The organism is Mesorhizobium sp. M0626, assembly GCF_040320665.1.
Lineage (GTDB): Bacteria > Pseudomonadota > Alphaproteobacteria > Rhizobiales > Rhizobiaceae > Mesorhizobium.
This window is the reverse complement of record NZ_JAMYQD010000005.1, coordinates 232,672-258,793: the sequence shown is the minus strand read 5'-3', so window position 1 is coordinate 258,793 and position 26,122 is coordinate 232,672. Positions and strand designations below refer to the sequence as shown.

General features: G+C 63.8%; 25 protein-coding genes. 13 read left to right on the top strand and 12 right to left on the bottom strand.

Features of this window, described 5'->3' with window-relative positions:
- Window positions 1-45 precede the first annotated feature (45 nt).
- The 4 genes from hmuQ to NKI37_RS08385 all read right to left on the bottom strand — a co-directional run bounded on the left by hmuQ (window position 46) and on the right by NKI37_RS08385 (window position 4,087).
- Window positions 46-360, bottom strand: coding sequence for a heme-degrading protein HmuQ (gene hmuQ, locus NKI37_RS08400; RefSeq protein WP_023714379.1), 315 nt, complete (start codon window positions 358-360; stop codon window positions 46-48).
- 55 nt (window positions 361-415) lie between these two features.
- The gene (locus tag NKI37_RS08395) at window positions 416-1,384 is read right to left on the bottom strand and encodes a TonB family protein (protein ID WP_352790869.1); all 969 of its coding nucleotides are present in this window, start codon (window positions 1,382-1,384) and stop codon (window positions 416-418) included.
- A 127-nt stretch (window positions 1,385-1,511) separates the two neighbouring features.
- The gene (locus NKI37_RS08390) at window positions 1,512-1,946 is read right to left on the bottom strand and encodes a hypothetical protein (RefSeq protein ID WP_352790867.1); all 435 of its coding nucleotides are present in this window, start codon (window positions 1,944-1,946) and stop codon (window positions 1,512-1,514) included.
- Window positions 1,947-1,951: 5 nt separating this feature from the next.
- Window positions 1,952-4,087, bottom strand: coding sequence for a TonB-dependent hemoglobin/transferrin/lactoferrin family receptor (locus NKI37_RS08385; RefSeq protein ID WP_352790865.1), 2,136 nt, complete (start codon window positions 4,085-4,087; stop codon window positions 1,952-1,954).
- A gap of 273 nt (window positions 4,088-4,360) precedes the next feature.
- On the opposite strand from NKI37_RS08385, the gene hemP reads away from it, so the two are divergent.
- The 5 genes from hemP to NKI37_RS08360 are packed head-to-tail and all read left to right on the top strand — an operon-like array spanning window position 4,361 to window position 8,448.
- Entirely contained in the window at window positions 4,361-4,567 is a 207-nt protein-coding gene (hemP, locus tag NKI37_RS08380; protein WP_023673860.1) for a hemin uptake protein HemP, read from the top strand.
- Window positions 4,568-4,603: 36 nt separating this feature from the next.
- A complete protein-coding gene (locus tag NKI37_RS08375; RefSeq protein WP_352790863.1) occupies window positions 4,604-5,662 on the top strand; it encodes a hemin-degrading factor in 1,059 nt (352 codons plus the stop codon).
- Between the two features lie 10 nt (window positions 5,663-5,672).
- The gene (locus NKI37_RS08370; RefSeq protein ID WP_352790861.1) at window positions 5,673-6,554 is read left to right on the top strand and encodes a heme/hemin ABC transporter substrate-binding protein; all 882 of its coding nucleotides are present in this window, start codon (window positions 5,673-5,675) and stop codon (window positions 6,552-6,554) included.
- Between the two features lie 4 nt (window positions 6,555-6,558).
- Window positions 6,559-7,653, top strand: coding sequence for a FecCD family ABC transporter permease (locus NKI37_RS08365; RefSeq protein ID WP_352790859.1), 1,095 nt, complete (start codon window positions 6,559-6,561; stop codon window positions 7,651-7,653).
- A 6-nt stretch (window positions 7,654-7,659) separates the two neighbouring features.
- Complete coding sequence (locus NKI37_RS08360) at window positions 7,660-8,448, top strand: heme ABC transporter ATP-binding protein (protein ID WP_023815471.1); 789 nt, start codon at window positions 7,660-7,662, stop codon at window positions 8,446-8,448.
- Between the two features lie 108 nt (window positions 8,449-8,556).
- Here NKI37_RS08360 and rirA read toward each other — a convergent pair whose 3' ends face one another.
- A complete protein-coding gene (rirA, locus tag NKI37_RS08355; RefSeq protein ID WP_023672640.1) occupies window positions 8,557-9,018 on the bottom strand; it encodes an iron-responsive transcriptional regulator RirA in 462 nt (153 codons plus the stop codon).
- A gap of 294 nt (window positions 9,019-9,312) precedes the next feature.
- On the opposite strand from rirA, the gene NKI37_RS08350 reads away from it, so the two are divergent.
- From NKI37_RS08350 to NKI37_RS08340, 3 genes are all read left to right on the top strand, one after another.
- Window positions 9,313-10,608 carry a DUF445 domain-containing protein gene (locus NKI37_RS08350; RefSeq protein WP_023688166.1) on the top strand — a complete coding sequence of 432 codons (1,296 nt, stop codon included), beginning with the start codon at window positions 9,313-9,315 and terminating at the stop codon, window positions 10,606-10,608.
- A 209-nt stretch (window positions 10,609-10,817) separates the two neighbouring features.
- The gene (locus tag NKI37_RS08345; RefSeq protein ID WP_023672638.1) at window positions 10,818-11,240 is read left to right on the top strand and encodes a phasin family protein; all 423 of its coding nucleotides are present in this window, start codon (window positions 10,818-10,820) and stop codon (window positions 11,238-11,240) included.
- 160 nt (window positions 11,241-11,400) lie between these two features.
- A complete protein-coding gene (locus NKI37_RS08340; protein ID WP_023681725.1) occupies window positions 11,401-11,898 on the top strand; it encodes a MaoC family dehydratase in 498 nt (165 codons plus the stop codon).
- 15 nt (window positions 11,899-11,913) lie between these two features.
- Here the strand turns inward: NKI37_RS08340 and NKI37_RS08335 are convergent, their stop codons facing one another.
- Window positions 11,914-13,386, bottom strand: coding sequence for an MFS transporter (locus tag NKI37_RS08335; RefSeq protein WP_352790856.1), 1,473 nt, complete (start codon window positions 13,384-13,386; stop codon window positions 11,914-11,916).
- Window positions 13,387-13,517: 131 nt separating this feature from the next.
- Here NKI37_RS08335 and NKI37_RS08330 point away from each other — a divergent pair, with 131 nt between their 5' ends.
- Complete coding sequence (locus NKI37_RS08330) at window positions 13,518-14,411, top strand: LysR family transcriptional regulator (RefSeq protein ID WP_352790854.1); 894 nt, start codon at window positions 13,518-13,520, stop codon at window positions 14,409-14,411.
- A 4-nt stretch (window positions 14,412-14,415) separates the two neighbouring features.
- On the opposite strand, the gene NKI37_RS08325 is transcribed toward NKI37_RS08330, so the two are convergent.
- Window positions 14,416-15,834, bottom strand: coding sequence for an aminotransferase-like domain-containing protein (locus NKI37_RS08325; protein ID WP_352790852.1), 1,419 nt, complete (start codon window positions 15,832-15,834; stop codon window positions 14,416-14,418).
- Between the two features lie 106 nt (window positions 15,835-15,940).
- On the opposite strand from NKI37_RS08325, the gene NKI37_RS08320 reads away from it, so the two are divergent.
- Window positions 15,941-16,804 (top strand): DMT family transporter, encoded by an 864-nt coding sequence (locus NKI37_RS08320; protein ID WP_352794399.1) that lies wholly within the window; start codon window positions 15,941-15,943, stop codon window positions 16,802-16,804.
- A 28-nt stretch (window positions 16,805-16,832) separates the two neighbouring features.
- Here the strand turns inward: NKI37_RS08320 and NKI37_RS08315 are convergent, their stop codons facing one another.
- Genes NKI37_RS08315 through NKI37_RS08305 form a run of 3 tightly spaced genes read right to left on the bottom strand, consistent with a single transcriptional unit; the run spans window position 16,833 to window position 19,284 of the window.
- Window positions 16,833-17,873: a zinc-dependent alcohol dehydrogenase family protein gene (locus NKI37_RS08315; RefSeq protein ID WP_352790848.1), complete on the bottom strand. Its 1,041-nt coding sequence runs from the start codon at window positions 17,871-17,873 to the stop codon at window positions 16,833-16,835.
- A gap of 36 nt (window positions 17,874-17,909) precedes the next feature.
- Window positions 17,910-18,560, bottom strand: a complete 651-nt coding sequence (gene maiA, locus NKI37_RS08310) for a maleylacetoacetate isomerase (RefSeq protein ID WP_352790846.1) — start codon at window positions 18,558-18,560, stop codon at window positions 17,910-17,912.
- A 4-nt stretch (window positions 18,561-18,564) separates the two neighbouring features.
- The gene (locus NKI37_RS08305) at window positions 18,565-19,284 is read right to left on the bottom strand and encodes a fumarylacetoacetate hydrolase family protein (protein ID WP_023825746.1); all 720 of its coding nucleotides are present in this window, start codon (window positions 19,282-19,284) and stop codon (window positions 18,565-18,567) included.
- A 178-nt stretch (window positions 19,285-19,462) separates the two neighbouring features.
- Between NKI37_RS08305 and NKI37_RS08300 the strand changes: the two genes are divergently transcribed.
- Window positions 19,463-20,146 (top strand): response regulator, encoded by a 684-nt coding sequence (locus NKI37_RS08300; RefSeq protein WP_023672627.1) that lies wholly within the window; start codon window positions 19,463-19,465, stop codon window positions 20,144-20,146.
- Window positions 20,147-20,269: 123 nt separating this feature from the next.
- Here NKI37_RS08300 and NKI37_RS08295 read toward each other — a convergent pair whose 3' ends face one another.
- Entirely contained in the window at window positions 20,270-21,613 is a 1,344-nt protein-coding gene (locus NKI37_RS08295) for an ATP-binding response regulator (protein WP_352787282.1), read from the bottom strand.
- 3 nt (window positions 21,614-21,616) lie between these two features.
- Window positions 21,617-22,753: an FIST N-terminal domain-containing protein gene (locus tag NKI37_RS08290; RefSeq protein WP_352787289.1), complete on the bottom strand. Its 1,137-nt coding sequence runs from the start codon at window positions 22,751-22,753 to the stop codon at window positions 21,617-21,619.
- A 297-nt stretch (window positions 22,754-23,050) separates the two neighbouring features.
- Here NKI37_RS08290 and NKI37_RS08285 point away from each other — a divergent pair, with 297 nt between their 5' ends.
- Window positions 23,051-23,551 (top strand): (2Fe-2S)-binding protein, encoded by a 501-nt coding sequence (locus NKI37_RS08285; protein ID WP_023681712.1) that lies wholly within the window; start codon window positions 23,051-23,053, stop codon window positions 23,549-23,551.
- A 123-nt stretch (window positions 23,552-23,674) separates the two neighbouring features.
- Window positions 23,675-26,023, top strand: a complete 2,349-nt coding sequence (locus NKI37_RS08280) for a xanthine dehydrogenase family protein molybdopterin-binding subunit (protein ID WP_352787280.1) — start codon at window positions 23,675-23,677, stop codon at window positions 26,021-26,023.
- Window positions 26,024-26,122 lie beyond the last annotated feature (99 nt).

Genomic DNA, 26,122 nt, shown 5'->3' with positions numbered 1-26,122 from the left:
CGGCATCTGCCCGTCGTCAGATCTCGTCGACGGGTGAAATCTCAATCAGGCCCCTTCGACGACCGAAAAGCCTTCGAACTGCGGATGGCCGAGATAATGCACCTTCGAGGTGCCGGTGTTGCGGTGGGCGGCGCGAAAATTCTCGGATTTGGTCCAGGCGACGAAATCCTCATGGCTTGCCCACACCGTGTGCGAGGCAAACAGCGTGTAACCCTCGGTCTCGTTGACCGGGCCGCGCAGCAAGTGGAATTCCCTGAAGCCTTTCATCTCCGAGAGGCTCGAATCGCGGTTCTTCCAGACATCCTCGAAGGCGGTCTCGGAGCCGTTCTGGACCTTGAAGCGGTTCATGGCGATGTACATTGAGCTTCCTCTTGAATTGGTGGACGATGACATTTGGCGAAGGTCTACGAGCTGTTTAAAACGGACCGATCCGCGCCCTGAACACCCAACTTGATAATCCGGTCTCGGGAGGAATGGGCGGGAACGGGGCTTGCTGGCGCACCAGTTTCAAGGCGAATTGGTCTAGCTCGGCAGACCCTGAACTTTCGACAAGCTGCAAGTCGCTGACGCTGCCGTCGGCCATGACGACGAAATAGACCCTGGCATTGTTGCGAGCCTTGGCTTGAACCGCCTTCGAAACGTGGCGGTTGGCGCGGACAAGCTTGTTCTGTACTTCAACGCTGTAGCCGGATTCCATCGAATTGCCCGCCGCGCTCTGTTTTCCGCCTTTGCTGGCAACCGCCGTTGCCTCGCGCTCCTCGCCATCTGCCGTGCCGCCAGTCTCTCCCGATATTGGTGCGCCTGATATTGATGTACTTGGCCTCGGGCTTGGGACTGGTGGCCTCGCGGCAGGCAATTCAACGGCAGGCTCATTGGCGGGAGACGCCTCCGAACTCTGCGTTTGAACCGGTGACGGTGCAGGCGTCTCACCCTCTGGGGCGACACTTTGATCATCCGGGATGGCGGCCGTTGGTGCATCCGGAGCGACGGTTGCCTGCTTGGCAGCTTCCGGCGCAGATTTGGGCGCCGGCTCCTGAACCGATTGGGGCGCTTGGGTTGGCGGTGGGGGTTGAACGGCCTCGGGTTTGGCCGGCTGCGGATCGGTTACCAGGGTAACATCCACCGCGTCGGGTACCGGGTTTTGCAAAGCGGTGCCGAGGACGTCGGCGCCTGATCGATCGGCGCCTTCGGCCTGTATTGCCTTCCCGGTATCGAATGTCCCGGCGGGTGCGACCATGAACGCCGCTGCGGCAGCGGCATGGAGCAGGCAGGACGCGACGATCGCCACAGTCCATTTGCGGTCCGCGGCCGCCGGCTGTACGAGCTCGTCCATTGTTATCGCCGGTTCGTTGCCGGCGTCGGGGAGGGGGGTGATGTCCTGCATGGTTCGCGGCGAGACCTGCCGCGAGCGCGGCGGGATTGTCAAATCAAGATCGGTTGCCGGCCATGACGGCGGAGCTGCGACGGGTCGTGTCGCATTGTCGTGCAGGAAGGCGGGATGCAGACCCACCTCAGACGCCGAATGCGATACCGGTCTTGGTCTGCGTCTTCAGGCCGCGCATGCAGGCGCCCGGTTCGACGCCGGCGCATTCGGTGGCGCTGTTGATCAGCACGCGGCTGAGTTTGGTGCAGTCGGTGCCGGCGAGGTCGAAGCGGATCACCTTGGTCTTGCCGGCCGGCAGGTCCTTGAAGTCGAGCACGCTCAGGCGGTCGACCACGCCGGCCTCGTTGAACAGCGCGATTTCGAATGCCGCCTTGGAAAGATCGGCGCCGAGCGCATTGTTGACGACGAAGGTCAGGCGGCAACCCTTTTCGGAGGGCTGCGCGGCATTGAGCTCGAGGCTGAGTTGCGGAGCCGGCGCGGACTGAGCCCACGCCGGCATCAAGCCAAGCGACATCGCCAGCGTCGAGGTCAGGAGCCGAAGCGATGCCGTCAAACTTGTCATGGGTATCAGCCTCCAAAGCGCATGGTTGCGGCCAGCTTCAGCGTGATGCCGGGTTCATAGATGACGGCGGTGGTGCCGCCGTTCAGCGGGTTGGTGTATTTGACGTCGAACAAATTGTCGGCGCGGAAGTCCACCTTCAGATTGTCGGTGGCCTGGTAACTGGCGAAGGCGTTGACCAGAGTATAATCCTTGGCTACGGGGTTGCCCTTCGGCTTGCCGTTGTACTGCACCTCGCCGCCGACGGTCAGCTTGTCCTGAAGGAAGCGGAAGCCGAGCTGCCCGGTGACCTGCGAGGACGGGATGGTGGCAAGGTCGGCGCGCTCACCTTCATCGGAGATGGTGTGGCCGTTGGTGATCGAGGCGGAGAGCCCGGCATAACCCCAGGCGGCATCGTAGACGCTTTCCAGTTCGAAGCCGTTTATCTTGGCCTGGGCGACGTTCTGGTACTGGAAGCAGATCGGAATGCCGGGGCCGAACGGGCAGCCGCTGGTCGGGTCGAATGCCGACAGTGTGACGCCTTCGATGTAGTCGTCGACATCGTTGTGGAAGTAGCCGGCCTTGAGCCGGAACGCGTCGCCGGCCTCGATAAGGTCGTTCAGCTTGTAGTTGACGCCGAATTCGGTGGTCTTGCCGGTTTCAGGCCGCAGGTTTGGGTTGGGCAGGAACGGGAAGGTGACGCCCGCCGGATGGTTGCCGCTGATCAGCGTTTCGGTCAGCGACGGCGAGCGGTAGCCTTCCGCGTAGGTGCCGTAGAACTGCAGGCCCGCAAGGCTGGCGCTTTCGAAGGGCGAGACGCCAACGGTGATGCGCGGCGACAGCCTGTGGCCCGACGTTTCATTGTCGGAATCCTTCAGGCTGTAATTGTCGTGACGCAGGCCGGTGATGATCTCGAGCCAGTCCCAGGTCAGCTTGTCCTGGATGTAGGCGCCCGAGACGTTGCGCTTACCCGACGGCGTGTAGAAGGAGTCGCCGCCCGACGTGCCGCCGGTCTCGACAATGTCGCCCGCCCAGTCGCCGCCATAGGTCAGCTCGTGCGAGAAACCGGCGGTTTCGAAGCGCGACGTGTTCCAGATGTCGATGCCGGTGGTGCCGACATCGAAAGTCGACATCGATCCTGCCGGCAGCACGACGGGAAGACCAGTGACTGGATCGAACCTGTTTTGCGGCGCCAGCGTCGTCAGGTCCAGATTGGTCTTGTTGTAGGAGGCGTTGATGTGGAGATCGAGCCAGCTCCTGGCGTCGTCGGTGATGTTGTAGCGGGCGGTGAAGGTGTTCGACTTCACGTCGACGTCGTTGGCCGGCACGCCGCCGCCGGTTTCCGTCCAGCCGTCGCTCGAGCCGACCCAGCCGAGCTTCAATTCGCTGTTCTCGCTCGGGCGGATGGTGGTCTTGAGCAGGCCGCTCAGCACGTCGAAGCCGGTTCCGGCGACGGTGTCGCCGCTGCCGTTCTTGTAGTCATCGTAGTCGCGGTAGACGATGTTGCCCAGCACATCCAAATCGTCGTTGAATTTGTAGGCGCCGCTGGCGCTGGTGGTCCAGCCCTTGCCATTGCTTTCATAGCGCCCGGTGACGGAGCCGGCCCAGGTCTCACCGGGCTTCAGAAAGTCCACCGCATCCTTGGTGTCGAAGAAGACGACGCCGCCAATGGCGCCGGAGCCATAGGTGTTGGCGGTCGGTCCGCGGATGACATCGACGGATTTGATGAGCTCGGGATCGACATAGAAGGTCGACTGCGTGCCGTGGTCGGAGCGCTGGAAATTCTGCCTGGCGCCGTCGACGATGACGGCGACGCGACCGAAATCCTGCAGGCCGCGGATGTTGATGCTGGAGCTGACGCGTCGCGCATCGGCCTGCACGGCGACACCAGGCACACCGAGCAGCATTTCGCTCGGCGTCGTCGCCATGCGGCGGTCGAGCTGTTCCTGGTCGACATGGCTGGCCGAGGCAAGCGATTCGATCGCCGTCTCGCCGGTGCGGCTGATGACGAGGATCTTGTCGAGCAGCGTTGCGCCGGCAGGGGCGGCCTTGGTGTCTTCAGCTTTCCTGGCCGGATCAGCCTGCTGCTGGTCAGCGGCCGGCTGAGCGCTGGCCGGCGATGTCAGCAGCGCGATCGTCGCTGCCCCCGCAAGCAAGGCTGCCATTGCCTTTGCCATAGGCCGATGCACCGGATCGGCGTTCGCCAGACCCAGTCGTCCACAATTTCCCAAGCCCATGCCCCAACTCCAAAATTCCAGGTTCGATGCTGGCTGGCTTGGTGCTCGCTGGCATTTTTCATTCTGTCCGGCGTCTTAAATGTTGACTCATTTGGTCCGGTATTGCACTGACTAATAAACATGATTATTCAAGTCAAGAAATGAATCGGCATTTTTGCAACGCCTAGCCAGTTGCCCGGCACAGGAAAGGGATCGAAAGAGATGAACACCCACAATCCCAACGACTTCCGTTACCGCGTCCGCCGTTCCGAGGAGACGCCGACCCGCTTCGACCGGGTGCCGCTGGCGGTGCGGACGCTGTCCTCCAACACGCTGTTCCAGGGCGAGCACGAGATCGGCATCGAGCACCATGGCGCGCTCTATCGGCTGAAGATCACCCGCCAGGGCAAGCTCATCCTCAACAAGTGACGAAACGACCAAACACGGCTGACAGGTAAGCAGGACATGGACCAGCGCGCAAAACCCGCCCCGCATGAAATCCGGCGGGCGCGGGCAGACAATCCGAAAGCGCGCGAGCGCGATCTTGCCGCCGAGCTCGGTATTTCCGAAGCCGAGCTGGTGGCCGCGCATTGCGGCGACGGTGTCGTGCGCGTCGAGCCCAGGGTCAACGATCTTCTGACCGGCCTCGACGCCGTCGGCGAAGTGATGGCGCTGACCCGCAACGAAAGCGCGGTGCACGAGAAGATCGGCGTCTACAACAAGGTTGTCACAGGCACGCACAATGCCATGGTGCTGGGCGAAAACATCGACCTGCGTATCTTTCCAAAGGTCTGGGCGCATGGCTTTGCCGTGGAAAAGCGCGACGGTGGCGACATCCGCCGCAGCCTGCAATTCTTCGACGCGGCCGGCGATGCGGTGCACAAGGTGCATCTGCGGCCGGCGTCCAATCTCTATGCCTACCAGAAGCTCGTGGCCGCACTCGAATCGCCGAACCAGGAGGCAACCGTGTCTATCGCAGGCCTGGCCGACGACGACGCGGAGACGTCGGGCATTGCCGCAGACATCGATGATCTGCGCGACCGCTGGAGCCGGCTGACCGACGTCCACCAGTTCTTTGGCATGTTGAAAACGCTGAAGCTCACCCGCCGCCAGGCCGTGCGCATGGTCGGCCAGGACTATGCCTGGCTGCTCGACAATGACGCCATCGTCGCCATGTTCCACCATGCCGCCGCCGACGGCATGCCGATCATGTGTTTTGTCGGAAACCGAGGCTGCATCCAGATCCATTCCGGTCCCGTCAAGTCGATCAAGCCGATGGGGCCGTGGATCAACGTCATGGACGAGACGTTCCACCTGCATCTGCGCACCGACCACATCCAGGAGGTGTGGGCGGTGCGCAAACCGACCAAGGACGGTCATGTCACCTCGCTCGAAGCCTATGGCACCGACGGCAAGATGATCATCCAGTTCTTCGGCAAGCGCCATGAAGGCGAGGGCGAGCGCGACGACTGGCGGTTCCTTGCCGAGAACCTGCCGCGCATTCCAAGCCCGACCGCAGCCTGAGGAAACGACGATGATTTCACTGTTCAGGACGCTTGCCGCGGCCATGGGCCTGTCGCTGTTTATTGCCGCCCCAGTGCCGGCCAGCGAGAACGTGGCCGTGTTGGCCGACACGTCGCGGATCGTGGCGATCGGCGGTTCGATCACCGAGATCGTCTACGCGCTTGGCGAGGAAGGTCATCTCGTCGCCCGCGATTCGACCAGCCGCTACCCCGCCGCCGCGGTCGCGCTGCCCGACGTCGGCTATATGCGCCAGCTGTCGCCGGAAGGCGTGTTGTCGGTCAATCCTTCGGGCATTCTGGCGCTGCATGGCAGTGGGCCGAAGGGAGCGGTCGATGTGCTGAAAAAGTCGAGCGTTCCGTTCATCGACGTGCCCGAGCATTACAGCCATGACGGCATCCTGGAAAAGATCCGCATCGTCGGCAAGGCGCTTGGCGTCGACGCCAAGGCCGAGACGCTGGTGGCTGAGACCGACGCCAAGCTGAAGGCGGCCGAGAAGCAGACGGCGTCGATCAAGCAGCGCAAGCGCATCCTGTTCGTGCTGTCGATCCAGGGCGGCAAGATCCTGGCCGCCGGCACCGACACCGCCGGTGATGGCATCATCAAGCTCGCCGGTGCGGTCAACGCCGTCGAAGGTTTTTCCGGCTACAAGCAGATGTCCGACGAGGCCATCGTAACCGCCAGGCCGGACGTGATCCTGGCGATGAAAAATGCCGGACCGCCGATTGCGGAGGCCGAGCTGTTCGCCATCCCGTCGATCACCTCGACGCCGGCGGGTGAAGGCCGCAAACTGATCCTGATGGATGGCAGCTATCTGCTCGGCTTCGGGCCGCGCACGGCCGATGCCATCCACGATCTGGCCGCCTCGCTCTATGGCAGCCAGGTCACGGACTGAGCCGATGGTGGATCAGTCGATCACCGGCGCGGCGGGCAAGGTGGCCGAGGGCGATCGTTCCGGGCGCGCTCGCGTGGTTATTGTGCTCCTGTGTGTGGCGCTTGCCCTTTCGATGTTCCTGTCGCTGAGGTCGGGCGCTTCCGATGCATCGGCCGTTGCTGTCATTCGTGACTGGCTGACCGGCACCATGCCGGACGACGCCGCGCTTGGTGCCCGCGACCGGCTGATCGTCTACGATATCCGCATGCCGCGCGTACTTCTCGGTGTGCTCATCGGGGCGGCACTGGCCGTATCGGGTGCGGTCATGCAAGGCCTGTTTCGCAACCCGCTCGCCGATCCCGGCCTGATCGGCGTTTCCGCCGGGTCGAGCCTCGGCGCGGTCGCCGTCATCGTGCTCGGCACGACGTGGCTGGCGCCGCTCACTCTGGCGCTCGGCGGGCTGGCCTTGCCGCTCGCCGCTTTCTGCGGCGGCCTTGCGGTCACGCTGGTGCTCTACCGCGTCGCCACGCGGCAGGGTCGCACATCGGTTGCCACCATGCTGCTTGCCGGCATTGCGCTCGCAGCCCTTGCCATGGCTCTGACCGGCATTCTCATCTTCATGGCCGACGACCGGCAGTTGCGCGACCTGACCTTCTGGCAGCTGGGCTCGCTTGGCGGCGCGACCTGGCCGAAGATCGCTTCCGTCGGGCCGATCATCGTGCTGGCGCTTGCGGCAATGCCGTTCCTGGCCAAAGGCCTCAACGCCCTGGCGCTCGGCGAGGCGACGGCCGGACATCTCGGCATCCCGGTACAGCGGCTGAAATACACCGCGATCGTCGGCGTCTCGGCAGCGGTCGGCGCCTCTGTCGCAGTCAGCGGAGGCATCGGTTTTGTCGGCATCGTCGTGCCGCATCTGCTGCGGCTGCTGATCGGTCCGGACAATCGCTATCTTTTGCTCGCATCGGCGCTGCTCGGCGCCTCGATGCTGCTTCTTGCCGACGCAGTTGCCCGCGTCATCGTGGCGCCGGCCGAATTGCCAATCGGCATCGTCACGGCGATCGCCGGCGCGCCGTTCTTCCTCTGGATCCTGCTGCGCAAGCGCGGCGTAATCGACTTGTGAGGCGGCATGATCGAAGCACGCGATGTCTCGGTGGCGATCGGCGGCAAGCGCATTGTTGCCAATGTCGATTTCGTCGCGCGGCCGGGCGAAATTGCGGCAATCGTCGGACCCAACGGCTCGGGCAAGACGACGTTTTTGAAGGCGTTGTCGGGCGATCTGGCGTTTACGGGGACAGTGGCCGTCAACGGGCGCGACCTCTCCGAGATGAAGCCGGTGGAGGCCGCGACCGTGCGTGCCGTGCTGCCGCAGACCGCGACGCTGTCCTTTCCCTTCACCGTGCACGAAGTGGTCAGGCTCGGCCTTATCGGCGGCCGTTCCGGCGTTCTGCCGGGCGAAGATGATCGTCTGCCCGAGCGGGCGCTGGCGCGGGTCGACCTCGACGGCTTTGCCGGCCGCTTCTATCAGGAGCTTTCGGGCGGCGAACAACAGCGTGTGCAGCTGGCGCGCGTGCTGTGCCAGGTCTGGGCGCCGGTGCTCGACGGCAAGCCGCGCTATCTCTATCTCGACGAGCCGGTCTCCAGCCTCGATATCAAGCACCAGCTGATCATCATGAACATCGCCCGCGATTTCGCCCGGCGCGGCGGCGGTGTGATCGCCATCCTGCACGACCTCAATCTGACGGCCATGTATGCCGACCGGATTTTCGTGATGCATCGCGGCCGGCTCGCCGCCGACGGTTCACCGCAGGAGGTGCTGAGCGACGATCTGATCGAAAAGGTGTTCGATTGTCGGCTAAGGGTCGGTGTGTTGCCGGCGGCGAACATGCCGTTCGTCTTGCCGCAGTCAGCCGCCTAAAGCGCGTCGCGTTTGAACGGACTCAGGCGACGCGCTTTAGGTCTTTGTTTTTATGCATGTCATTGTCTCAAAACCGGGGCCACTTTTGAGCGACATGCACTAGAAAACTCAGGCGGCCGGTGCTCGCTGGACCAGCATGTCGATGCCGAGTAAATGACGCACATTCGGGCGCGCCGCCACCATATCGGCGATCGTGTAGCGGGAAAGCACGGCAAAGAAGGCGTTGAGCGCCTCGCGCAGCGCCGAATTCAGCTGGCAGCTGTCGACCAGCGGGCATTCGGCGGCGTCGTTTTCGAAGCACTCGGCCATGGCAAAGCTCTCTTCTGTCACCCGTACGACGTCGAACAGGCTGATCTGCTCGGCGGGGCGGCCGATCCTCACGCCGCCATTCCTGCCGCGCACTGTCTCGACCAGGCCATGCTCGACCAGCGGCTGCAGGATCTTGAACAGGAAAAGCTCCGACACCGAATAGGCGGCCGCAATCTCGGGGATGCGGCTCAGGCGATCGTTGTTGGCGGCGCAATACATCAGGATGCGCATGGCGTAGTTGGTCTGGCGCGTCAGCCGCATTTCATTCCTCACCGAGTGCTGGCGCGCTGGAACTGCACCAGATTTTAGATTGTGCTGGTGCAGCTTTCTCACCCGGAGTTTCGGATTCGCCCACACTGGCCTGATCGGAATATGGCCTATACCTTGGAACAATTCCAGACTGGGATTGCATGATAGATGAACATTCTTGTCAACTTTGCGTGCGAAACCGGCAATTCCCGGACGAAATCGGCCCATCCGATCATGCTACGGGCCCAAACACCCCCTAAATAGCCCATGCCAGATAGCCAAGAGATCGATGAGGAGCGGCGTATCATGTCCCAATCGGCTTCGTCCCTGGCGCCTGGCGGTTTTGATGCCGAGACGGGCGCCAAGCTTTTCGCGTTGCGGCGGACAAAGTTCCTCGCCACGGCTGCGCTGGTGCTTTGCGTCGTGGTTTTTGCCGTGGCCAAATCGTTCGAGGCCAAGTATCCGTGGCTGGGCTTCGTGGCGGCCTTCGCCGAGGCGGCGACCATTGGCGGCCTGGCCGACTGGTACGCGGTGGTGGCGCTGTTCAAGCGGCCGCTGGGCCTGCCGATCCCGCACACCGCCATCATCCCAGCGAACCAGAACCGCATCGCCGATAATCTGGGCCGCTTCATCGAGGTCAATTTTCTGGCGCCCGGGCCGGTGCGGGAAAAGCTGGCCGAGGTCGATTTTGCAGCACTCGTCGCCGACTGGCTGACTGACGCCGAACGCTCTGCCGGCCTGTCGCGCTTCGTCGTACGGCTGGTCCCGCAGACGCTTGCGGCGATCGAGCAATCCGGCCTGCGGAGCTTCGTCACCAGCCGCATGCTGGAGCAGATCGACAAGGTGCCGCTGGCGCCGCTCGCGGCCGAATTGCTGTCGGCACTGACCGACGACCGCCGCCACCAGAAACTCTTCGACGAATTCACCAGGGTGATCGGCCGGTTCCTGAACGATGAAGAGGCGCTGGCGACCATGCGCGAGAAAATCCGCGAGGAATTGCCGTCGCTGTTCAACCTGTTCAGAGCCGACGCCTATCTGCTGAAAAAGATCGTCGCTTCCGCCGGTTCGCTGCTTGACGAGGTGCGGGCCGATCCCGACCATCCGATGCGCGCCGAATTCGACCGTTTCGCGCACAGCTTCATCGAGCGGCTCAGAACCTCGAAGCAATACGCCAAACGGGCCGAGAAGCTGAAGCGCGATTTCCTGGCGCGGCCGGAAGTGAAGTCGCTCGCCGGCGACATGTGGCAGAGCCTCAGCGTGTTCATCGAACAGGACGCCAAGGCGGAGAATTCGATTGTTCGCGCGCATCTCGCCAACATGTTCGTCGAGGTCGGCCGCCATCTCTCAGGCGATCCGCAGATCAGGGCCGACATGAACCAGGGCTTTGTCGTGGCGCTGTCGTCGTTCGTGGAGAGCCAGAAGAGCGGTGTGTCGACGTTCATCGCCGATCAGGTCAAGCGCTGGGACCTTGCCCAGCTGACGAGGCTGATCGAGATGAACATCGGCAGGGACCTGCAATATATCCGCTTCAATGGCATGATTATTGGCGGCCTGGCCGGTCTCGTGCTCTACACGGCGGAGAGGCTGTTTCTCGCTGGCTGATGCTGCATTTGCCGCTGAATTGCTTGGGCGTCCGAATGGACACACGGCGCGCGAGTGCTATTGTCCAGAACAGAACAGTTCACCGTTTCAAGGAAACGGCGACCTGCTCTAACTCTTTGTTTTGACGCAATTCCTGACGGAAAACCGTTTCACACTTTTCCTGGAATTGCTCGAGGTTCAGCATTTGCGACAACTGGGGAGCACGAGCAATGGCCAAACAACCCGACTCCGATTCGTTCCTTGACATGTTCAGCCGGTTCGGCCGTGACCTGAAGGTGCCGAATGTCGAGGCGATCCTCGCGCATCATCGCAAGAACCTCGAGGCCCTGGAAAGATCGGCGCGGGCGGGAGCTGCCGGCGCGACCTCATTGTTGTCCAGACAGCGCGAGATGCTGCAGGACACGCTGCGTGAAGTCAGCGACATGGCGCAGAGCTACAAGGCGCCGGGCAATCCCCAGGAACTGATGACAAAACAGGCGGAGTTCGCCAGGAAATCCTTCGAAGCCGCCCTGAAAAATGCCGGCGAAGTGGCCGAGCTGGTCAAGAAATCCGGCACCGAATCGATCGAAATCCTGCGCAGCCGCATCAAGGAAGCGATGGAGGAAATCCGCTCGGGCTATGACAAGAAGTGACTCTCAACGCAACCATGAGAGGAGTGGGCCGGTTGCGGCGCATGAGCATGGACGAGGGACGCTGTTTGGCGGAAAATGGCGGAACGGAATCGCAACGGGCGAATTGACAGGAGCCGTCCGTTCGTGGTCCGAGGCACTGGGAGCCACCGGGAAAGCAGGAATGACGGAACTACGGCCGAAAACGCCGCCGACCTTCGAGCAGTTAAGGGCGATGGCCGGGCAGGAGCTCGGCGTGTCGGAATGGACGACCGTCGACCAGAACCGCATCAACCAGTTTGCCGAATGCACAGGCGACCATCAGTGGATCCACGTCGATCCGGAGCGGGCGAAGCGGCAGAGCCCATTTCGCACCACGATCGCGCATGGCTATCTGACGCTGTCGATCATCGGCGCGCTGGCGCTGGGCATGGGCATCGTACCCGAAAACACGCAAGCCGCCTTCAATTACGGCTTCGACAAGGTGCGGTTCCTGGCGCCCGTCAGGGTCGGCGCACGCATCCGGCTGCGCACGACGCTGTTGTCGGTGGAGGACAAGGGGCCGGGCCAGTATCTGATGAAGGCCGCCAATACGGTCGAGATCGAGGGCGAACAGAGGCCGGCGCTGACCGCCGAAACGCTGGTCATGCTTTATGAGCGGCGCAAGCGGGCGGGAGCGTAAGCTCCCTATCTTCGGTCATGATGGCTGTTGCCGCACCGACAGCCTGCCGCCGGCGCGGGTCGAGAGCAGTGCCAGCAACAGCGCAGCCACCGCCAGGACCGTTGCCGTCTGAAAGGTAACCTGCATGCCGCGCGCGGCTGCCGCTGAGGTCAGCATGTCCTGGCTTTGCCGTTCTCCCGTCGAGGCAGCCGCAAAAATGGCGCCCATAAGCGATGCGCCGGTGATCAGGCCGAGATTGCGCGACAGATTGAGCAGGCCGGACACCACGCCGCGCTCGCCGGCAGCGACACCGCTCATGACGGCGGCATTGTTGGATGTCTGGAACAGGGCGTACCCGAAGCAGGTGACGGCGATCGGCACGATATAGCTGGCAATGCCGAGTTTTGTTGCGGCGAGCGACAACAATGAGGTTCCGACGGCAAGACTGAACAGTCCGACGACCATCATCCTGTGCGCGCCGAAGCGATCGGTGAGGCGGCCGGCGACGAGCGCCGAGAGCGCGGAGACCAGCGGACCTGTCGACAGGACCACGCCGACCATCGCAGCATCGAGCCCCAGCGCTCGCGACAGATAGAATGGAGCGACCACCAGGGTCGCCATCATCACTGTGGCGACAACGAGGTTCGTGGCGAGGCTGGCGCTGAGCCGGATGTCGTACAACCGGGCAAGCCGGATCAAGGGATTCTTCGCCCTCTTCTGCGCGACGCCGAACAGAACGACGCCGATGCCGGCGGCAACCAGCAGGCCGGTGTTGAGGGCGCCGAAATGGCCGCGGCCGAGCGTCATGGCCAATGCATAGGCGGCCAGCGTCAGGGCCAGCAAGACCGTCCCGATCGCATCGAAGCTGTTTTGAGCTGCTTCCGCAGTCTTGTCGCGGGCAGGCAGGGCCAGCGAGGCGAGGGCAAAGGTCAGGAGGCCGAGCGGCACATTGACGAGGAAGATCGCCCGCCAGCCGAAGCCGGCGATCAGCAAGCCGCCGAGCGAGGGTCCGAGCGTCGTGCCGATCGCCGACATGGCGCCGAGCAGGCCCATGGCGCTGCCGGTTCTCTCCTTGGTCACGGTCTCCGCGACAAAGGCCAGCGTCAACGCCATCATCAGCGCGGCACCCAGTCCTTGTACGGCGCGCGCCGCAATCAGCAGCCAGAGCGTCGGCGCCAGGCCGCAGAGCACCGAAGCCAGTGTGAACAGCGCGATGCCGCCGAGCAGCAACGGCCGGCGGCCGACCATGTCAGCCAGGCGCCCGGCGCTGACGATCAGGGCGGTGATGGCGAGCAGATAGGCGAGAACCACCCATTGCACGGACTGGAACGGCGCACCGAACGCCTGCATGAGGGAAGGCAGTCCGACGCTGGCAATGCTGGTTCCAAGCGACGACAGCAGCGTGGCGAGCGACAGGCTGGCCAATGCCAAGACAGGAGAGTGGGCCAGGCCTGCGGACCGGGTGTTGTGCGGCGCCGATGCGCACTCGTTCTGCTCAGCAATTGCCATGGCGATTTCCTCCTTGTCAGTCCCGCAACCGGACCTGTCGGAGATCTAGTCGTCAGGATGGAATGGCGGAAGGCGCATCATTTGCATCTTATTCGTGCGCCAAACGCCATGGCATGTGCTACAATCCGCCGATGGCATCGCCCGATCTCAATCTGCTGTTCGCGCTCGACGTTTTGCTCGCCGAAGGCAGCGTGGCGCGCGCGGCAACCCGGCTGCGGCTCAGCCCTTCGGCGATGAGCCGCACGCTGGCGCGGCTGCGCGAAGCGACCGGCGATCCGCTGCTGGTCCGCGCCGGCCGCGGCCTGGTCCCGACGCCGCGCGCGGAGGCATTGCGGCAGCAGGCCGGCCATGTCGTCCAGGAAGCAGAAACGTTGCTGCGCCCTGCCAGGCCTCTCGATCTCGCAAAGCTGGAACAGATCTTCACGCTGCGCACCAATGAAGGGTTCGTCGAGGAATTCGGGCCGCGTCTTGTCGCCCGCATCCAGGCCGAGGCGCCGGGCGCGCGGCTGCGCTTTGGGCCCAAATCCGACAAGGATGTCGCCTCGCTGCGCGACGCGGACATCGACCTCGAAATCGGCGTTGCCGGCGAGGCCGGACCTGAAGTGCTGACACAGGCGCTGTTTCGCGACCGCTTCGTCGGTGCTGTGCGAGCCGGCCACCCTTTGAGTGAAGGCGCGGTAACGCCTGAACGCTACGCGGCCGGCCGCCACATCAGCGTTTCACGGCGGGGTCGGGAAAGAGGGCCGATCGATCAGACTTTGGCGCAGCTCGGCCTGCAGCGAACCGTGGCGTGCATGGTCTCCGGCTTTTCGGCTGCACTCGCCATGGCGCGCGCTTCGGACCTTATTGCCAGCGTGCCCGAACGGCACACGCAAGGCGCACGCGCCGGCATGGTCAGCTTTCCGCTGCCGGTCGCCACTGTGGAGGTCACCATCTCGATGCTCTGGCATCCACGGCTCGATGCCGATCCGGCGCAACGCTGGCTGCGAGATTGCGTTCGGGAGGTCTGCGCGGCCTCCCGCTGAGCGCTCAGCGCGCCATTGCCGCCTTGAGCACCCTGAAAATCCGCTCGTCCTGGCACTGGGCAACGTTGAAGCGCAGGAAGCGGCTGGCGGTTCCCGACAGACTGAATGCGTTGCCGGGCGCCAGCACGATGTTGTCGGCCAGCGCGCGGCGGGCGATTTCGGCCGCATCCACGCCATCGGGCAGGCTGCACCACAGGAACAAGCCGGCCGGTTGGTCGATCCAGGGCGTGATGCCGATCGCCTTCAGGCGCACGCCCGTCTCGCCCATGGCGCGGGAAAGCCGCGCGCGCAGCAATTCCATGTGCTTGCGGTAGCTGCCGTCCCTAAGCAGCGTCAGCACCAGTTCGGCCGCCAGCCGGCCGCCGCCGAAGGTGGTGGCAATCTTGAGGTCGGTGAGTTGCTCGATCCAGTCGCGCGGTGCCGCGATGAAGCCGCAGCGAACCGATGCCGATAGCGTCTTGGAGAAGCTGCCGATATGGACGACGCGGTTGAGGCCGTCGAACGCCGCCAGCCGGGGCGCGGGACTGTGCTCGAAATCGGCGAAGATGTCGTCCTCGACGATGGTCAGGTCCGACTGGTCGGCGAGCTTCAGCAGCCGGTGCGCGGTGACCGGCGACAGGATCGCGCCGGTCGGGTTGTGGATGGCGGAATTGGTGATGTAGAGGCGCGGCTTGTGCTCGGCCAGTGCCTGGGCGAACAGCTCGATATCAGGCCCGGATGGCGTGTAGGGCACGCTGACGACCTTGGCGCGGTGGGCGCGCAGCAGCGCGTGGAAATTGAAATAGCAGGGGTCGTCGACCAGCACGGTATCGCCGGGTTCGATCAGGAAGCGGCACAGAAGATCGATGGCCTGCGTGCCCGATTCGGTCAGCATGATCTGTTCGGGCGAGACCTCGATGCCGTGGCCGGCCATGCGCCGCGCGAGCAATTGCCTGAGCGGCGGCAGGCCGAGCGGCGTGCCGTAATCGGCTAGGTCGACATCGTCTGCGCGCGCCACGGTGCGCAGCGCCCGGCGCAAGGCCGCCTGCGGCATCCATGAGGCCGGCATCCAGCCGCAGCCGGGTTTCAGCATGTCGTCGCCGGCTTCCAGTGACTGGCGCGAAACCCAAAGCGGATCGACAGCGCGGTCGAGCCGAGGGCCGATCTCGGCCAGCGATAGCGGCGCCAGCGATCCGGCGGCATAGAAACCCGAGCCCGGCCGCGAGCGGATCGCGCCTTCGGCAGCAAGCCGCTCATAGGCTTCGACGACGGTGGATTTGGACACCTGCATGGCTTTGGCGAAGGCGCGGATCGAAGGCAGCCGCGCGCCCGGCGTCAGGCTGCGCGCGGCAATCCTCTGGCGGATGGTCGCCATGACAGTTTCGACCAGAGTGGCCGCGGCAACAGTGCGTGCGGTGTCGACTTCCAGAACGAGACCAGTCATCTGTATTGCTCAATCAGCCATTACAGTTTGATGGAATTGTACTGCATTGTCTCTGGCTGCACCATAGGCACGTGCCCGATAGAGGGCGAAAGCAATGGAGCCTGGAATGGACAAGACCGCGAGCGGCTGGGTGAACGGATTCATCGGCGTGTTGATCTTCTCAGGCTCGCTGCCGGCGCCGCGCGGCGCCGTGGCGGAGTTCGATCCGACATTCCTGACCTCGGCCCGCGCCGCGATTGCCGGGCTGCTTGGTCTCGCGATGCTCGTCCTGTTCCAGCAGAAGCGCCCGGCGCGCAGCGATTTTCTGTCGCTGGTGATCGTCGCCCTTGGGGTGGTTGTCGGCTTTCCCTTGCTCACCGCTCTGGCGCTCAAGCACGTCACCTCTGCCCACTCTATCATCTTCGTCGGCCTGCTGCCGCTGGCCACCGCGATCTTCGGCGTGCTGCGCGGTGGCGAGCGTCCGCGCCCGGCCTTCTGGCTGTTTTCCTGCATCGGCAGCGCGCTGGTCGCCGGTTTTGCCCTGATGCAAGGCGTGACGGCCTCACCTGTCGGCGACGGCCTGATGCTGGCCGCCATCATCGTCTGCGGCCTGGGCTATGCCGAGGGGGCGGCATTGTCGCGCAGGCTGGGCGGCTGGCAGGTGATCTGCTGGGCGCTGGCGATCTCGCTGCCGATCATGCTGGTTCTGACCTTTGCGACGCTGCCGTCGTCCTTCGCCGGCGTCGGCTCCGGCGCCTGGATGGGTCTCGCCTATGTCTCGCTGTTCAGCATGCTGATCGGCTTCGTGTTCTGGTACCGCGGCCTCGCCCAAGGCGGCATCGCTGCCGTCGGGCAGTTGCAGCTACTGCAGCCCTTTTTCGGCCTGGCGCTGGCAGCGTCGCTGCTGCACGAGCAGGTCAGCCGGCCGATGATTGTTGTCACGCTCGGCGTGGTGGCCTGCGTGTTCGGGGCGAAGAAATTTGCACGCTAGGAGTTTGGTGGTGGAGGGCGACTCCGCCCTAGAACTTCGTCACCACCCCAATGCCAATCCCCTCGAACCCGCCCATCGCCATCAGCGCCGCAGGCGCCTCATCAAGGCTGATCTTCTTGCCGACCAGCAGTTCGGGCTTGAGCTTGCCGGTGCGGATCATCTCCATCATGGCGGGGTAGCGGTAGGCCTGCATGCCGTGGCTGCCGAGGATTTCGAGCTCGAAGGCGATCACCTTGTCCATCGGCACTTGCGGGCGGGCATGTTCGCCCAGCATCAGACCGACCTGCACGTGGCGGCCGCGCCGGCGCAGATTGGCAATCGAGTTGAAGGATGTCGTGGGGTGGCCGAGCGCGTCCATCGACATATGCGCGCCGCCATTGGTGATTTGCTTGACCGCCTTGACCACGTTCGGCGTGGTCGCGGCGTTGATGGTCGCCACGGCGCCGATCTTTTTGGCGAAGTCCAGTTTCTCGTCGGTGAGGTCGATGGCGATGACATTGGCGCCCATGGAACTGGCGATCATGATCGCCGACAGGCCGACGCCGCCGCAGCCATGCACCGCCACCCATTCCCCCGGCGTCACCCGGCCTTGGTCGACAATGGCGCGAAACGAGGTGACGAAGCGGCAGCCGAGGCTGGCGGCGGTGGCGAACTCCATCTCCTCGGGCAGGCGTACGAGATTGGTGTCGGCATGCTCGATGGCGACATATTCGGCAAACGATCCCCAGGCGGTGAATCCCGGCTGCGTCTGGTGTTCGCAGACCTGATGATTGCCCGAATTGCATTCGAAGCAGCGGCCGCAGCCGACGCAGAACGGCACGGTGACGCGCTCGCCGGCCTTCCAGCGGGTGACCTGCTTGCCGACGGCGACGACGATGCCGGCCAGTTCATGGCCCGGCACATGCGGCAGTGTGATGCCATCGTCATGGCCCATCCAGCCATGCCAGTCGCTACGGCAGAGCCCGGTCGCCTCGACCTTGATGACGACGCCGTCGGCAGCCGGTTTCGGATCCGGCACGGTCAGGATTCTCGGCGTCTCACCGAATTTTTCGAAGACGACGGCTTTCATCGGCAACTCTCCGTGCTCTGCTCCGGCATTGTGAGCCTATTCGGCATCTATCTGATTCTCCGGCGCCGCCTTCTGAAAGGCCGGCAGCGCCATGCAGGCGGCGTGGATGCGCGAGATCTCGGGGTAGGGTGTCAGGTCGACGCCGAAGCGGGCGTTGCTGGCGATCTGGGCGACCAGGCAGATGTCGGCGAGGCCCGGTGTGTCGCCATGGCAAAATGTGCCGGTCTCATCCGATGAAGCCAGAATCTTTTCAAGCGGCTGGAAGCCTTCGTTCACCCAGTGGCGGAACCAGTTGACGACATCCTGGTCGCCTGCGCCGAACAAAGTGCGCAGCGAGGTCAGCACGCGCAGATTGTTCACCGGGTGGATGTCGCAGGCGATCATCTGCGCCAGCATTCGCACGCGCGCCCGGCCGAGCGCGTCCTTCGGCAGCAGCGGCGGTTCGGGATGGGTCTCGTCGAGATATTCGATGATCGCCAGCGACTGCGTCAAAAGCGTGCCGTCGCCCAGGATCAGCGCCGGTACCAGCCCCTGCGGATTGACCGCCAGGTAAGCCGGCTCCAGATGGTCGCCATGACGCAGATGATGCGGCACGTAATCGTAGGTCAGGCCCTTCATCTCGAGCGCAATGCGTGCGCGATAGGAGGTGGAAGAGCGGTAGTAGTTGTGGAGGACGAGGTCGCTCATTGGATCACGGCTTGTCGGAATCTTGGCCGACGGAATCTTGGCCGATGGTGATCTCGATGGTGCCGATGCCGTCGACGCCGCCGGTCATCGTCTGGCCCGGCGCCACCGCGCCGACGCCGGCCGGCGTGCCGGTGAAGATCAGGTCGCCCGGTTGTAGTACAACCGCACTGCTGCAGATCGAAACGATATCGGCGATCGGCCAGATCAGTTCGGCGAGGTCGCCCTCCTGTTTCACCGCGCCGTCGACGGCGAGCCAGATACGGCCCTTTTGCGGGTGGCCGGATTTGGCGGCTGATACCAACGGGCCGCAAGGCGCCGAGCGGTCGAAGGCCTTCGACCAGTCCCACGGCCGCGCCGCTTTCTTGGCCTCGTCCTGCAGGTCGCGGCGGGTGAGGTCGATACCGGCGCCGTAGCCCCAGACATGGTCGAGCGCTTGCGCGCGCGGGATGCGGAAGCCGGCCTTGCCGATCGCCGCGACCAGCTCGATCTCGTGGTGCAGGTTCTTGGTCAAGGGCGGGTAGGGGATCGTGGTGCCGGAACCGACCACCGCATCGGCCGGCTTGGTGAAGAAGAAGGGCGGGTCGCGCTCGTCATTGCCGAGTTCGCGGGCATGCGCGGCGTAGTTGCGGCCGACGCAGAAGATGCGGCGCACCGCAAAACGCTCGGCAGAGCCGGCGACGGCCACCGACGGGGTTGCGGGCAGGGGAAGGACGAAGTCTGTCATGCGCGGGTCTCTGCTTCAACTGAGGGCACATTTGACCGATTTGGACCGCCGGGCAAGGCATCAGCGCTGGCAAAAGCGTCGGCTGCGCTCCGTGGACCAAGATGGCGATAGACTATTTGCCAATAAGCTGGCCATACCAGCGGGAGTATCGTGCCCACGGAGAACTGAAACGAACACCATGACCGCAATCAACGATCGCGCCCGGTTTCTGATCATCGACGACCATCCGCTGTTTCGCGAGGCGCTGCACAGCGCCGTGCAGATGGCCTATCCGGAAGTCGACACCGTGGAGGCGCGCTCGATCGCCGAGGCGCTCGATCTTCTGGGTGGGATAAAACCGTTCGATCTGGCGCTGCTCGATCTCAACATGCCTGATGTCCATGGCTTCGATGGACTGCTGCAACTCAGGACCCGCCATCCGCGGCTGCCGGTGGTCGTCGTCTCGGGCTATGAGGAGCCGAAGATCATCTCCGAGGCGTTGTCCTATGGCGCTGCCGGCTTCATCCCGAAATCGGCGCGCAAGAGCGATCTTGCCGCCGCCATCCGCTCAGTGATGGAGGGCGCGATCTATGTGCCGGAGACCTATGAGGGACAGCCGCCCGACGCCGACAGCGCCGACCGCGCCGATATGGTGCAGCGGCTGGCCAAACTGACGCCGCAGCAGCTGCGCGTGCTGCAGATGCTGCGCCAGGGCCTGCTGAACAAGCAGATCGCCTACGAGCTGCAGGTCGGCGAGACCACGGTCAAGGCGCATGTCTCGGAGATCCTGCGCAAGCTCAACGTCTACAGCCGCACGCAAGCGGTGATTGAGGTGTCGAAGCTGGACAATGCGGAGCTGTTTCGCGATCAGGCCGGGTTTTGATCTTTACCCTCCCCCTTGTGGGGAGGGTCGATCCGCGAAGCGGAGCGGGGTGGGGGAGCTTGGCGCTGCACCCCGCCCCGGCGCTGCGCGCCGACCCTCCCCATCGAGGGGATGGTATGGGGCTCAAGCCAGCAAATGCGCCAGCAGCGCCCTTAGCTGCGCCGGTTTCAGCGGCTTGCGCATCAGTTCGATGCCGGCGGCGCGGGCGGCTTTGACGACGGCCTCCGATCCGTCCGCGGTGACGATCAGCGCCGGCACGGCGCGGCCGAGATAATCGCGGACTTCGGCGATGGTGGCGGTGCCGAGGTCGCCGTCGTCGAGATGCTGGTCGGCAATGACGATGTCGGGCACCCAGTCGGTGTCGCCAAGCAGGCTGACCGCAGCCTCGGTCGAGGTCGCGGCGCGCACCAGGCACTGCCAGCGCTCGAGCAGGAAAGTCATCGCCTGCAGCACGTCGGCGTCGTTTTCGACCAGCAGCACCTTGGTGCCGAACAGGCCGTAGCCGCGCGGCCGCTCCATTTCGGCAAGGCTGGCGATGGCGTCGGCGCTGGCGCCGATGCCGACCGGCACGTCGATGTGGAAGATGGTGCCGCGCCCAACCCTCGAGGAGAACGTCACGGGATGACCGAGCGCGGCGGCCATGCGCCGCACGATGGCAAGGCCCAGGCCCAGCCCGCCGCCGGAGATCCCGGTGTCGGCTGGAATGGCGGAGCCGCGATGGAACTCCTCGAACACCGCCTCGCGCTGGTCGTCGGGAATGCCGCAGCCGGTGTCGGCGACATCGATGCGGATGGTATCGCCGCGATGCCTTGTGCCGACAAGCACGCCGCCCGAAGGGGTATAGCGCAGCGCATTGGACAGGATGTTTTGCAGGATGCGGCGCAAGAGCGTGCGGTCCGAACGCACCACGGCGCTGACCGGGCGGAACTTCAGCGCCAGCCCCTTCATCTCGGCCACGGGCAGGAAATCCGACCGCAGCGAGGAAAACAGCGTCTCCAGATTGACATCGCCGATGTCGGGCTGCACCACACCGGCATCGAGCTTGGAAATGTCCAGCAGCGTGCGCAACAGGTCTTCCATGGTCTCCAGCGAGCGCTCGACCTGACGGACAAGTTTCTTGCCCTCGTCGCTGGTCTGCACTTCGGCCAGCGCCGAGACGGAGAGGTGGGCGGCGTTCAGCGGCTGCAGCACGTCATGGCTGGCGGCGGCCAGGAACCTGGTCTTGGACAGGTTTGCCAGTTCGGCGTTTTCCTTTGCGGCGCTGAGGTCGATGTTCGACTGTTCCAGCCGGCGCAAGGTCGAGTGTAGTTCCTCGGTGCGCATGCGCACGCGGTTTTCCAGTGAAATTGCGGTCTGGAACAGCGAGAAGGCGTTGCCCTGCTGGTCCATCGAGCGCTCGACGCGGCTGACCAGAGCGGCGTTGATCTTCTTCAGCCTGTCGACGTCGTTGATGTCCCTGAGCGGCATGCGCTATTCCGCCGCCTGGCGTTCGCCGAAGGCGATGCCGGTGAAGGTTTGGTTCAGATGCATCGAACGGTACTGTTCGCCATAGGTGCCGAAGCCGATGACATTGTTGACCCGGTAGAGCTCCGAAATGTCGCGGAACACCTGGCGGTTGCGGGCGTCGAGCCGGCGCAGCACGCAATCGAAGCCGAGGATCATGTCGATGCCGCCGAGCCGCTCCTCGACGTCGCGCAGTGCGGCGCGCGTCGATTCCACCATGTCCTTGGGCTGGGCGATGGAGAGCACGACGCCGTCGTCTATGGCGCAGAAGAAAGACAGTGAGCCGTCGGCATGCATCTTCTGGATCGAGCGGCAGTAATATTCGCCGCCCACTTTCACCACCACCGGGTGCGAGGCGAAGCTCATCGGCGTCAGGTTCTGCGCAACGATGCCGACGGAGGCTGCATACTCCTCAGCCGCATTGGTGGCGTTGAATTCGCGCACGGTGCGGTGGTCCGGATCGGATGCCGTCACCACCAGCTTCTCGTCGGTGGGGATGAAATTGTCGGTCTTGAAGACATGGAACGGGATCTCGGTGGCGATCAGCACAATGATGGCGCTGTCTGACGCTACCTTGCCGTTCGAAATCAGCCTGGTGGTTTCGAATTTCAAATCGTCGCCCGCCGAACCGCCGATCAGCGGGATGTCGTCCAGCCCCCAATGGATGGCCGAGGTCACCGCTTCCTCTGCAAAGGACAGGCCGTCGATGAAGCAGAGCGCGAAAGTGCTTTTGGCATGGCAACTGCCAGTGCGTCCGCGCAGCAGGCGCCGCAAGGCCTCGACTTCATCAGTAATCCTGTCCATGCCCGACGAGGAGAGATTGTCGACCATGGTGCTGACCGCCGAAAACGACGCGGAGGGAAAGAGCAGCGCCAGCACATGGCCTTCCTCCAGGCCCTGGGGGGTAATCTCGCCGGCGGTCGAGCAGGCGGCGTAGGCCAGCGTCGGCGCGTGGGTCTTCAGCCCTTGCGAAAGGACGCTCGCGTCAAACAGGCTCTGGGAGAAGAACAGCAGGGCAAAGCCGGCATCGATGGCTGCGGCCTCGACGGCGACCGCGAGGGCGAATGCATCGGCGTCGGGCTCGTCGGTGGTGAGCGCCGACAGACCGGATGCATAGCTCGTCCGTGAACTGGCCAGAGGCTTCCTCCCGATATCCTCCGACGCTTCCTGCGCGCGCCCGTTTTATGTCTCTCGGCGCGTTGGCGTCGAGGGCATTGTTGCCCCCTATTCGCTCTTTGGCAATGGGGCGGACAGGCCCATGATTTTCGTTTTCTCCATGACCGAAAGTACAATGAGCGCCGTGTGTTTTTTGCGCTTTTTGCAGTGTACCAATAGCGCATGGCCGAGCGCCAAAGCCGCATCGGCAGCATGACTACCAAGGTCGATACCCAGGGGGGATGCATGTCGGACGTTTCGTTTGTCGTGAACGGAAAACGGATCAGCGGCGCTGCCGAGGACCGAACGCTTCTGGTTCATTTCCTGCGCGAAAATCTTGGTCTCACCGGAACGCATGTCGGTTGTGACACCTCTCAATGCGGCGCCTGCGTCGTGCATGTCGACGGCAAGGCGGTGAAGTCCTGTTCGATGCTGGCCGTGCAGGCCTCCGGGTCGACCGTGGTGACGATCGAAGGGCTTGCCAATGGCGGCGACCTGCATCCGATGCAGGCCGCGTTCAAGGAACATCATGGGCTGCAATGCGGCTTCTGCACGCCGGGCATGATCATGACGGCGACCGACATGATCGCGCGCCATCCCGAAGGACTTGACGAGGCGACGGTGCGCGCCGAGCTCGAAGGCAACATCTGCCGCTGCACCGGCTACCACAACATCGTCAAGGCGATCCTCGCCGCATCGCAGACGATGGCGAAGGTGCCGAAGGGCAGGGCGAAACAGGCAGCGTAAGAAAGAAGCGAGTAGTGAATAGTGAATAGCGAGTAGTCGGTTTAGCCGAACCGCTCCGAGCACAATTCCCTACTCACTGTTCACTATTCGCTACTCACTATTCGCTATTCCGGAGGAATTCCTATGGGCATTGAAGGCATCGGCGCTCGGGTCGTGCGCAAGGAAGACAAACGGTTCATCACCGGCGCCGGCCGCTATGTCGACGACATGGTGGTTCCCGGCATGAAGCATGCCGCTTTCGTGCGCAGCCCGCACGCGCATGCTCAAATCAGGAAGATCGACGTCAGACGAGCGCAGGCGATGCCCGGCGTCATCGGCGTCTTGACCGGCAAGGAGCTCAAGGCCGACGGCATCGGCAACCTGATCTGCGGCTGGATGATCCATTCCAAGGACGGCTCGCCGATGAAGATGGGCGCGTGGTCGCCGCTGGCGGTCGACAAGGTGCGCTATGTCGGCGATGCGGTCGTCATCGTGGTGGCGGAAACCAAGGGCCAGGCCCGCGACGCGGCCGAAGCGGTCGAGATCACCTACAAGGAATTGAAGGCGGTGGTCGATGCCACCAAGGCGCTGCAAAAAGGTGCGCCGCAGGTCCATGCCGAGGCCGAGGACAATCTGATCTTCGACTGGGAGATCGGCGATGCCAAGGCGACCGACGCGGCGATCCAGGCGGCGGCCCATGTCACCCGCATGAAGATCGTCAACAACCGGCTGGTTCCCAACGCCATGGAGCCGCGCGCGGCCCTTGGCCATTACGACAAAGCCGAGGACCATTTTACCTGCTGGACGACGTCGCAGAACCCGCATGTCGCGCGGCTAGTGATGAGCGCCTTCTACAATGTCGCGCCGGAAAACAAGCTGCGCGTCATTGCGCCCGATGTCGGCGGCGGCTTCGGCTCGAAGATCTACATCTATCCCGAAGAGATCGTCTGCCTGTGGGCGTCGAAGAAGACCGGCGTGCCGGTCAAATGGGTTGCCGACCGTACCGAAAGCTTTCTCACCGACGCACATGGCCGCGACCATGTCTCGACGGTCGAAATGGCGTTCGACAAGAACAACAAGATCACCGGCTTCAAAGTCGACACCATCGCCAATCTCGGCGCCTACATGTCGCTGTTCTCGTCTTGCGTGCCGACCTATCTCTACGCGACGCTGCTGTCGGGCCAGTACAACATCCCGACGATCCACGCCAATGTGCGCACCGTCTACACCAACACGGCACCCGTCGATGCCTATCGTGGGGCAGGGCGGCCGGAAGCGACCTATTTGCTCGAACGCACAATGGAGACCGCCGCACGCGAACTCGGCGTGTCTCCGGCGGAGCTTCGGCGCGCCAATTTCATCACCGAGTTTCCGCATCAGACGCCGGTCATCATGAACTATGACGCCGGCGACTATGGAGCTTCACTCGATGCGGCGACACAGGCGTCCGACTATGCCGGCTTTGCCAAGCGCAAAGCGGCAGCCGCCAGCCAGGGCAGGCTGCGCGGCATCGGCATGAGCTGCTATATCGAGGCCTGCGGCATCGCGCCGTCGGCGGCGGTCGGTTCGCTCGGCGCCGGCGTCGGTCTGTGGGAATCGGCCGAGGTGCGGGTCAATGCCGTCGGCACGATCGAGGTGCTGACCGGCTCGCACAGCCACGGCCAGGGCCATGAGACGACCTTCGCGCAACTGGTCACCCAGCGCTTCGGCGTGCCGCTCGACTCGGTGTCGATCGTCCATGGCGACACCGACAAGGTGCAGATGGGCATGGGCACCTACGGCTCGCGCTCGGGCGCGGTCGGCATGTCGGCAATTGCCAAGGCGCTCGACAAGGTCGAGGTCAAGGCCAAGAAAATCGCCGCCCATCTGCTCGAGGCCGACGAGGGCGACATCGTCATCGAGAATGGCGAGGTCAAGGTTGCCGGCACCGACAAGAGCCTGCCCTGGTTCCAGGTGGCGCTTGCCTCCTACACCGCCCACAATCTGCCGGCAGGCATGGAGCCGGGACTGAAGGAAACCGCCTTCTACGATCCGGCGAACTTCACTTTCCCAGCCGGCTGCTACATCTGCGAGGTCGAGATCGATCCGGAAACCGGCACGACCGAGATCGTCCAGTTCGTCGCCGCGGACGATTTCGGCAACATCATCAACCCGATGATCGTCGAGGGCCAGGTGCATGGCGGCATCGCCCAGGGCATCGGCCAGGCGCTGCTGGAAGGCGCTCACTACGACGATAGCGGGCAGCTGCTGACGGCGAGCTACATGGACTACACCATGCCGCGCGCGGACGACCTGCCGTCATTCAAGGTGTCGACCTCGAACACGCCGTGTCCGAGCAATCCGCTCGGCATCAAGGGCTGTGGCGAGGCTGGCGCCATCGGCTCGCCGCCAGCGGTCATCAACGCCATCACCGACGCTTTGGGGATTGTGGACATCGCCATGCCGGCCTCGCCGTCGACGGTGTGGGCGGCGATTAGGGCGGCGAAGCATTGAACAGAGTGAGTAGTGAGTAGTGATTAGCGAAGAGCTTCATCGCCAACGGCAGCTGAGCATTCACTACTGACTACTCACTACTGCCTAACCACTTCAGGG

What these genes read in the sequence shown, in the direction of transcription:
- hmuQ (WP_023714379.1), bottom strand. Translation starts at nt 360, where the DNA reads ATGTACATCGCCATGAACCGCTTCAAGGTCCAGAACGGCTCCGAGACC.
- NKI37_RS08350 (WP_023688166.1), top strand. Translation starts at nt 9,313, where the DNA reads ATGTCCCAATCGGCTTCGTCCCTGGCGCCTGGCGGTTTTGATGCCGAG.
- NKI37_RS08335 (WP_352790856.1), bottom strand. Translation starts at nt 13,386, where the DNA reads ATGGCAATTGCTGAGCAGAACGAGTGCGCATCGGCGCCGCACAACACC.
- NKI37_RS08280 (WP_352787280.1), top strand. Translation starts at nt 23,675, where the DNA reads ATGGGCATTGAAGGCATCGGCGCTCGGGTCGTGCGCAAGGAAGACAAA.
- hemP (WP_023673860.1), top strand. Translation starts at nt 4,361, where the DNA reads ATGAACACCCACAATCCCAACGACTTCCGTTACCGCGTCCGCCGTTCC.
- NKI37_RS08305 (WP_023825746.1), bottom strand. Translation starts at nt 19,284, where the DNA reads ATGACAGACTTCGTCCTTCCCCTGCCCGCAACCCCGTCGGTGGCCGTC.
- NKI37_RS08315 (WP_352790848.1), bottom strand. Translation starts at nt 17,873, where the DNA reads ATGAAAGCCGTCGTCTTCGAAAAATTCGGTGAGACGCCGAGAATCCTG.
- NKI37_RS08370 (WP_352790861.1), top strand. Translation starts at nt 5,673, where the DNA reads ATGATTTCACTGTTCAGGACGCTTGCCGCGGCCATGGGCCTGTCGCTG.
- NKI37_RS08385 (WP_352790865.1), bottom strand. Translation starts at nt 4,087, where the DNA reads ATGGCAGCCTTGCTTGCGGGGGCAGCGACGATCGCGCTGCTGACATCG.
- NKI37_RS08345 (WP_023672638.1), top strand. Translation starts at nt 10,818, where the DNA reads ATGGCCAAACAACCCGACTCCGATTCGTTCCTTGACATGTTCAGCCGG.
- NKI37_RS08325 (WP_352790852.1), bottom strand. Translation starts at nt 15,834, where the DNA reads ATGACTGGTCTCGTTCTGGAAGTCGACACCGCACGCACTGTTGCCGCG.
- NKI37_RS08395 (WP_352790869.1), bottom strand. Translation starts at nt 1,384, where the DNA reads ATGCAGGACATCACCCCCCTCCCCGACGCCGGCAACGAACCGGCGATA.
- NKI37_RS08375 (WP_352790863.1), top strand. Translation starts at nt 4,604, where the DNA reads ATGGACCAGCGCGCAAAACCCGCCCCGCATGAAATCCGGCGGGCGCGG.
- NKI37_RS08295 (WP_352787282.1), bottom strand. Translation starts at nt 21,613, where the DNA reads ATGCCGCTCAGGGACATCAACGACGTCGACAGGCTGAAGAAGATCAAC.
- NKI37_RS08330 (WP_352790854.1), top strand. Translation starts at nt 13,518, where the DNA reads ATGGCATCGCCCGATCTCAATCTGCTGTTCGCGCTCGACGTTTTGCTC.
- NKI37_RS08360 (WP_023815471.1), top strand. Translation starts at nt 7,660, where the DNA reads ATGATCGAAGCACGCGATGTCTCGGTGGCGATCGGCGGCAAGCGCATT.
- NKI37_RS08390 (WP_352790867.1), bottom strand. Translation starts at nt 1,946, where the DNA reads ATGACAAGTTTGACGGCATCGCTTCGGCTCCTGACCTCGACGCTGGCG.
- rirA (WP_023672640.1), bottom strand. Translation starts at nt 9,018, where the DNA reads ATGCGGCTGACGCGCCAGACCAACTACGCCATGCGCATCCTGATGTAT.
- NKI37_RS08320 (WP_352794399.1), top strand. Translation starts at nt 15,941, where the DNA reads ATGGACAAGACCGCGAGCGGCTGGGTGAACGGATTCATCGGCGTGTTG.
- NKI37_RS08340 (WP_023681725.1), top strand. Translation starts at nt 11,401, where the DNA reads ATGACGGAACTACGGCCGAAAACGCCGCCGACCTTCGAGCAGTTAAGG.
- NKI37_RS08365 (WP_352790859.1), top strand. Translation starts at nt 6,559, where the DNA reads ATGGTGGATCAGTCGATCACCGGCGCGGCGGGCAAGGTGGCCGAGGGC.
- NKI37_RS08285 (WP_023681712.1), top strand. Translation starts at nt 23,051, where the DNA reads ATGTCGGACGTTTCGTTTGTCGTGAACGGAAAACGGATCAGCGGCGCT.
- NKI37_RS08300 (WP_023672627.1), top strand. Translation starts at nt 19,463, where the DNA reads ATGACCGCAATCAACGATCGCGCCCGGTTTCTGATCATCGACGACCAT.
- maiA (WP_352790846.1), bottom strand. Translation starts at nt 18,560, where the DNA reads ATGAGCGACCTCGTCCTCCACAACTACTACCGCTCTTCCACCTCCTAT.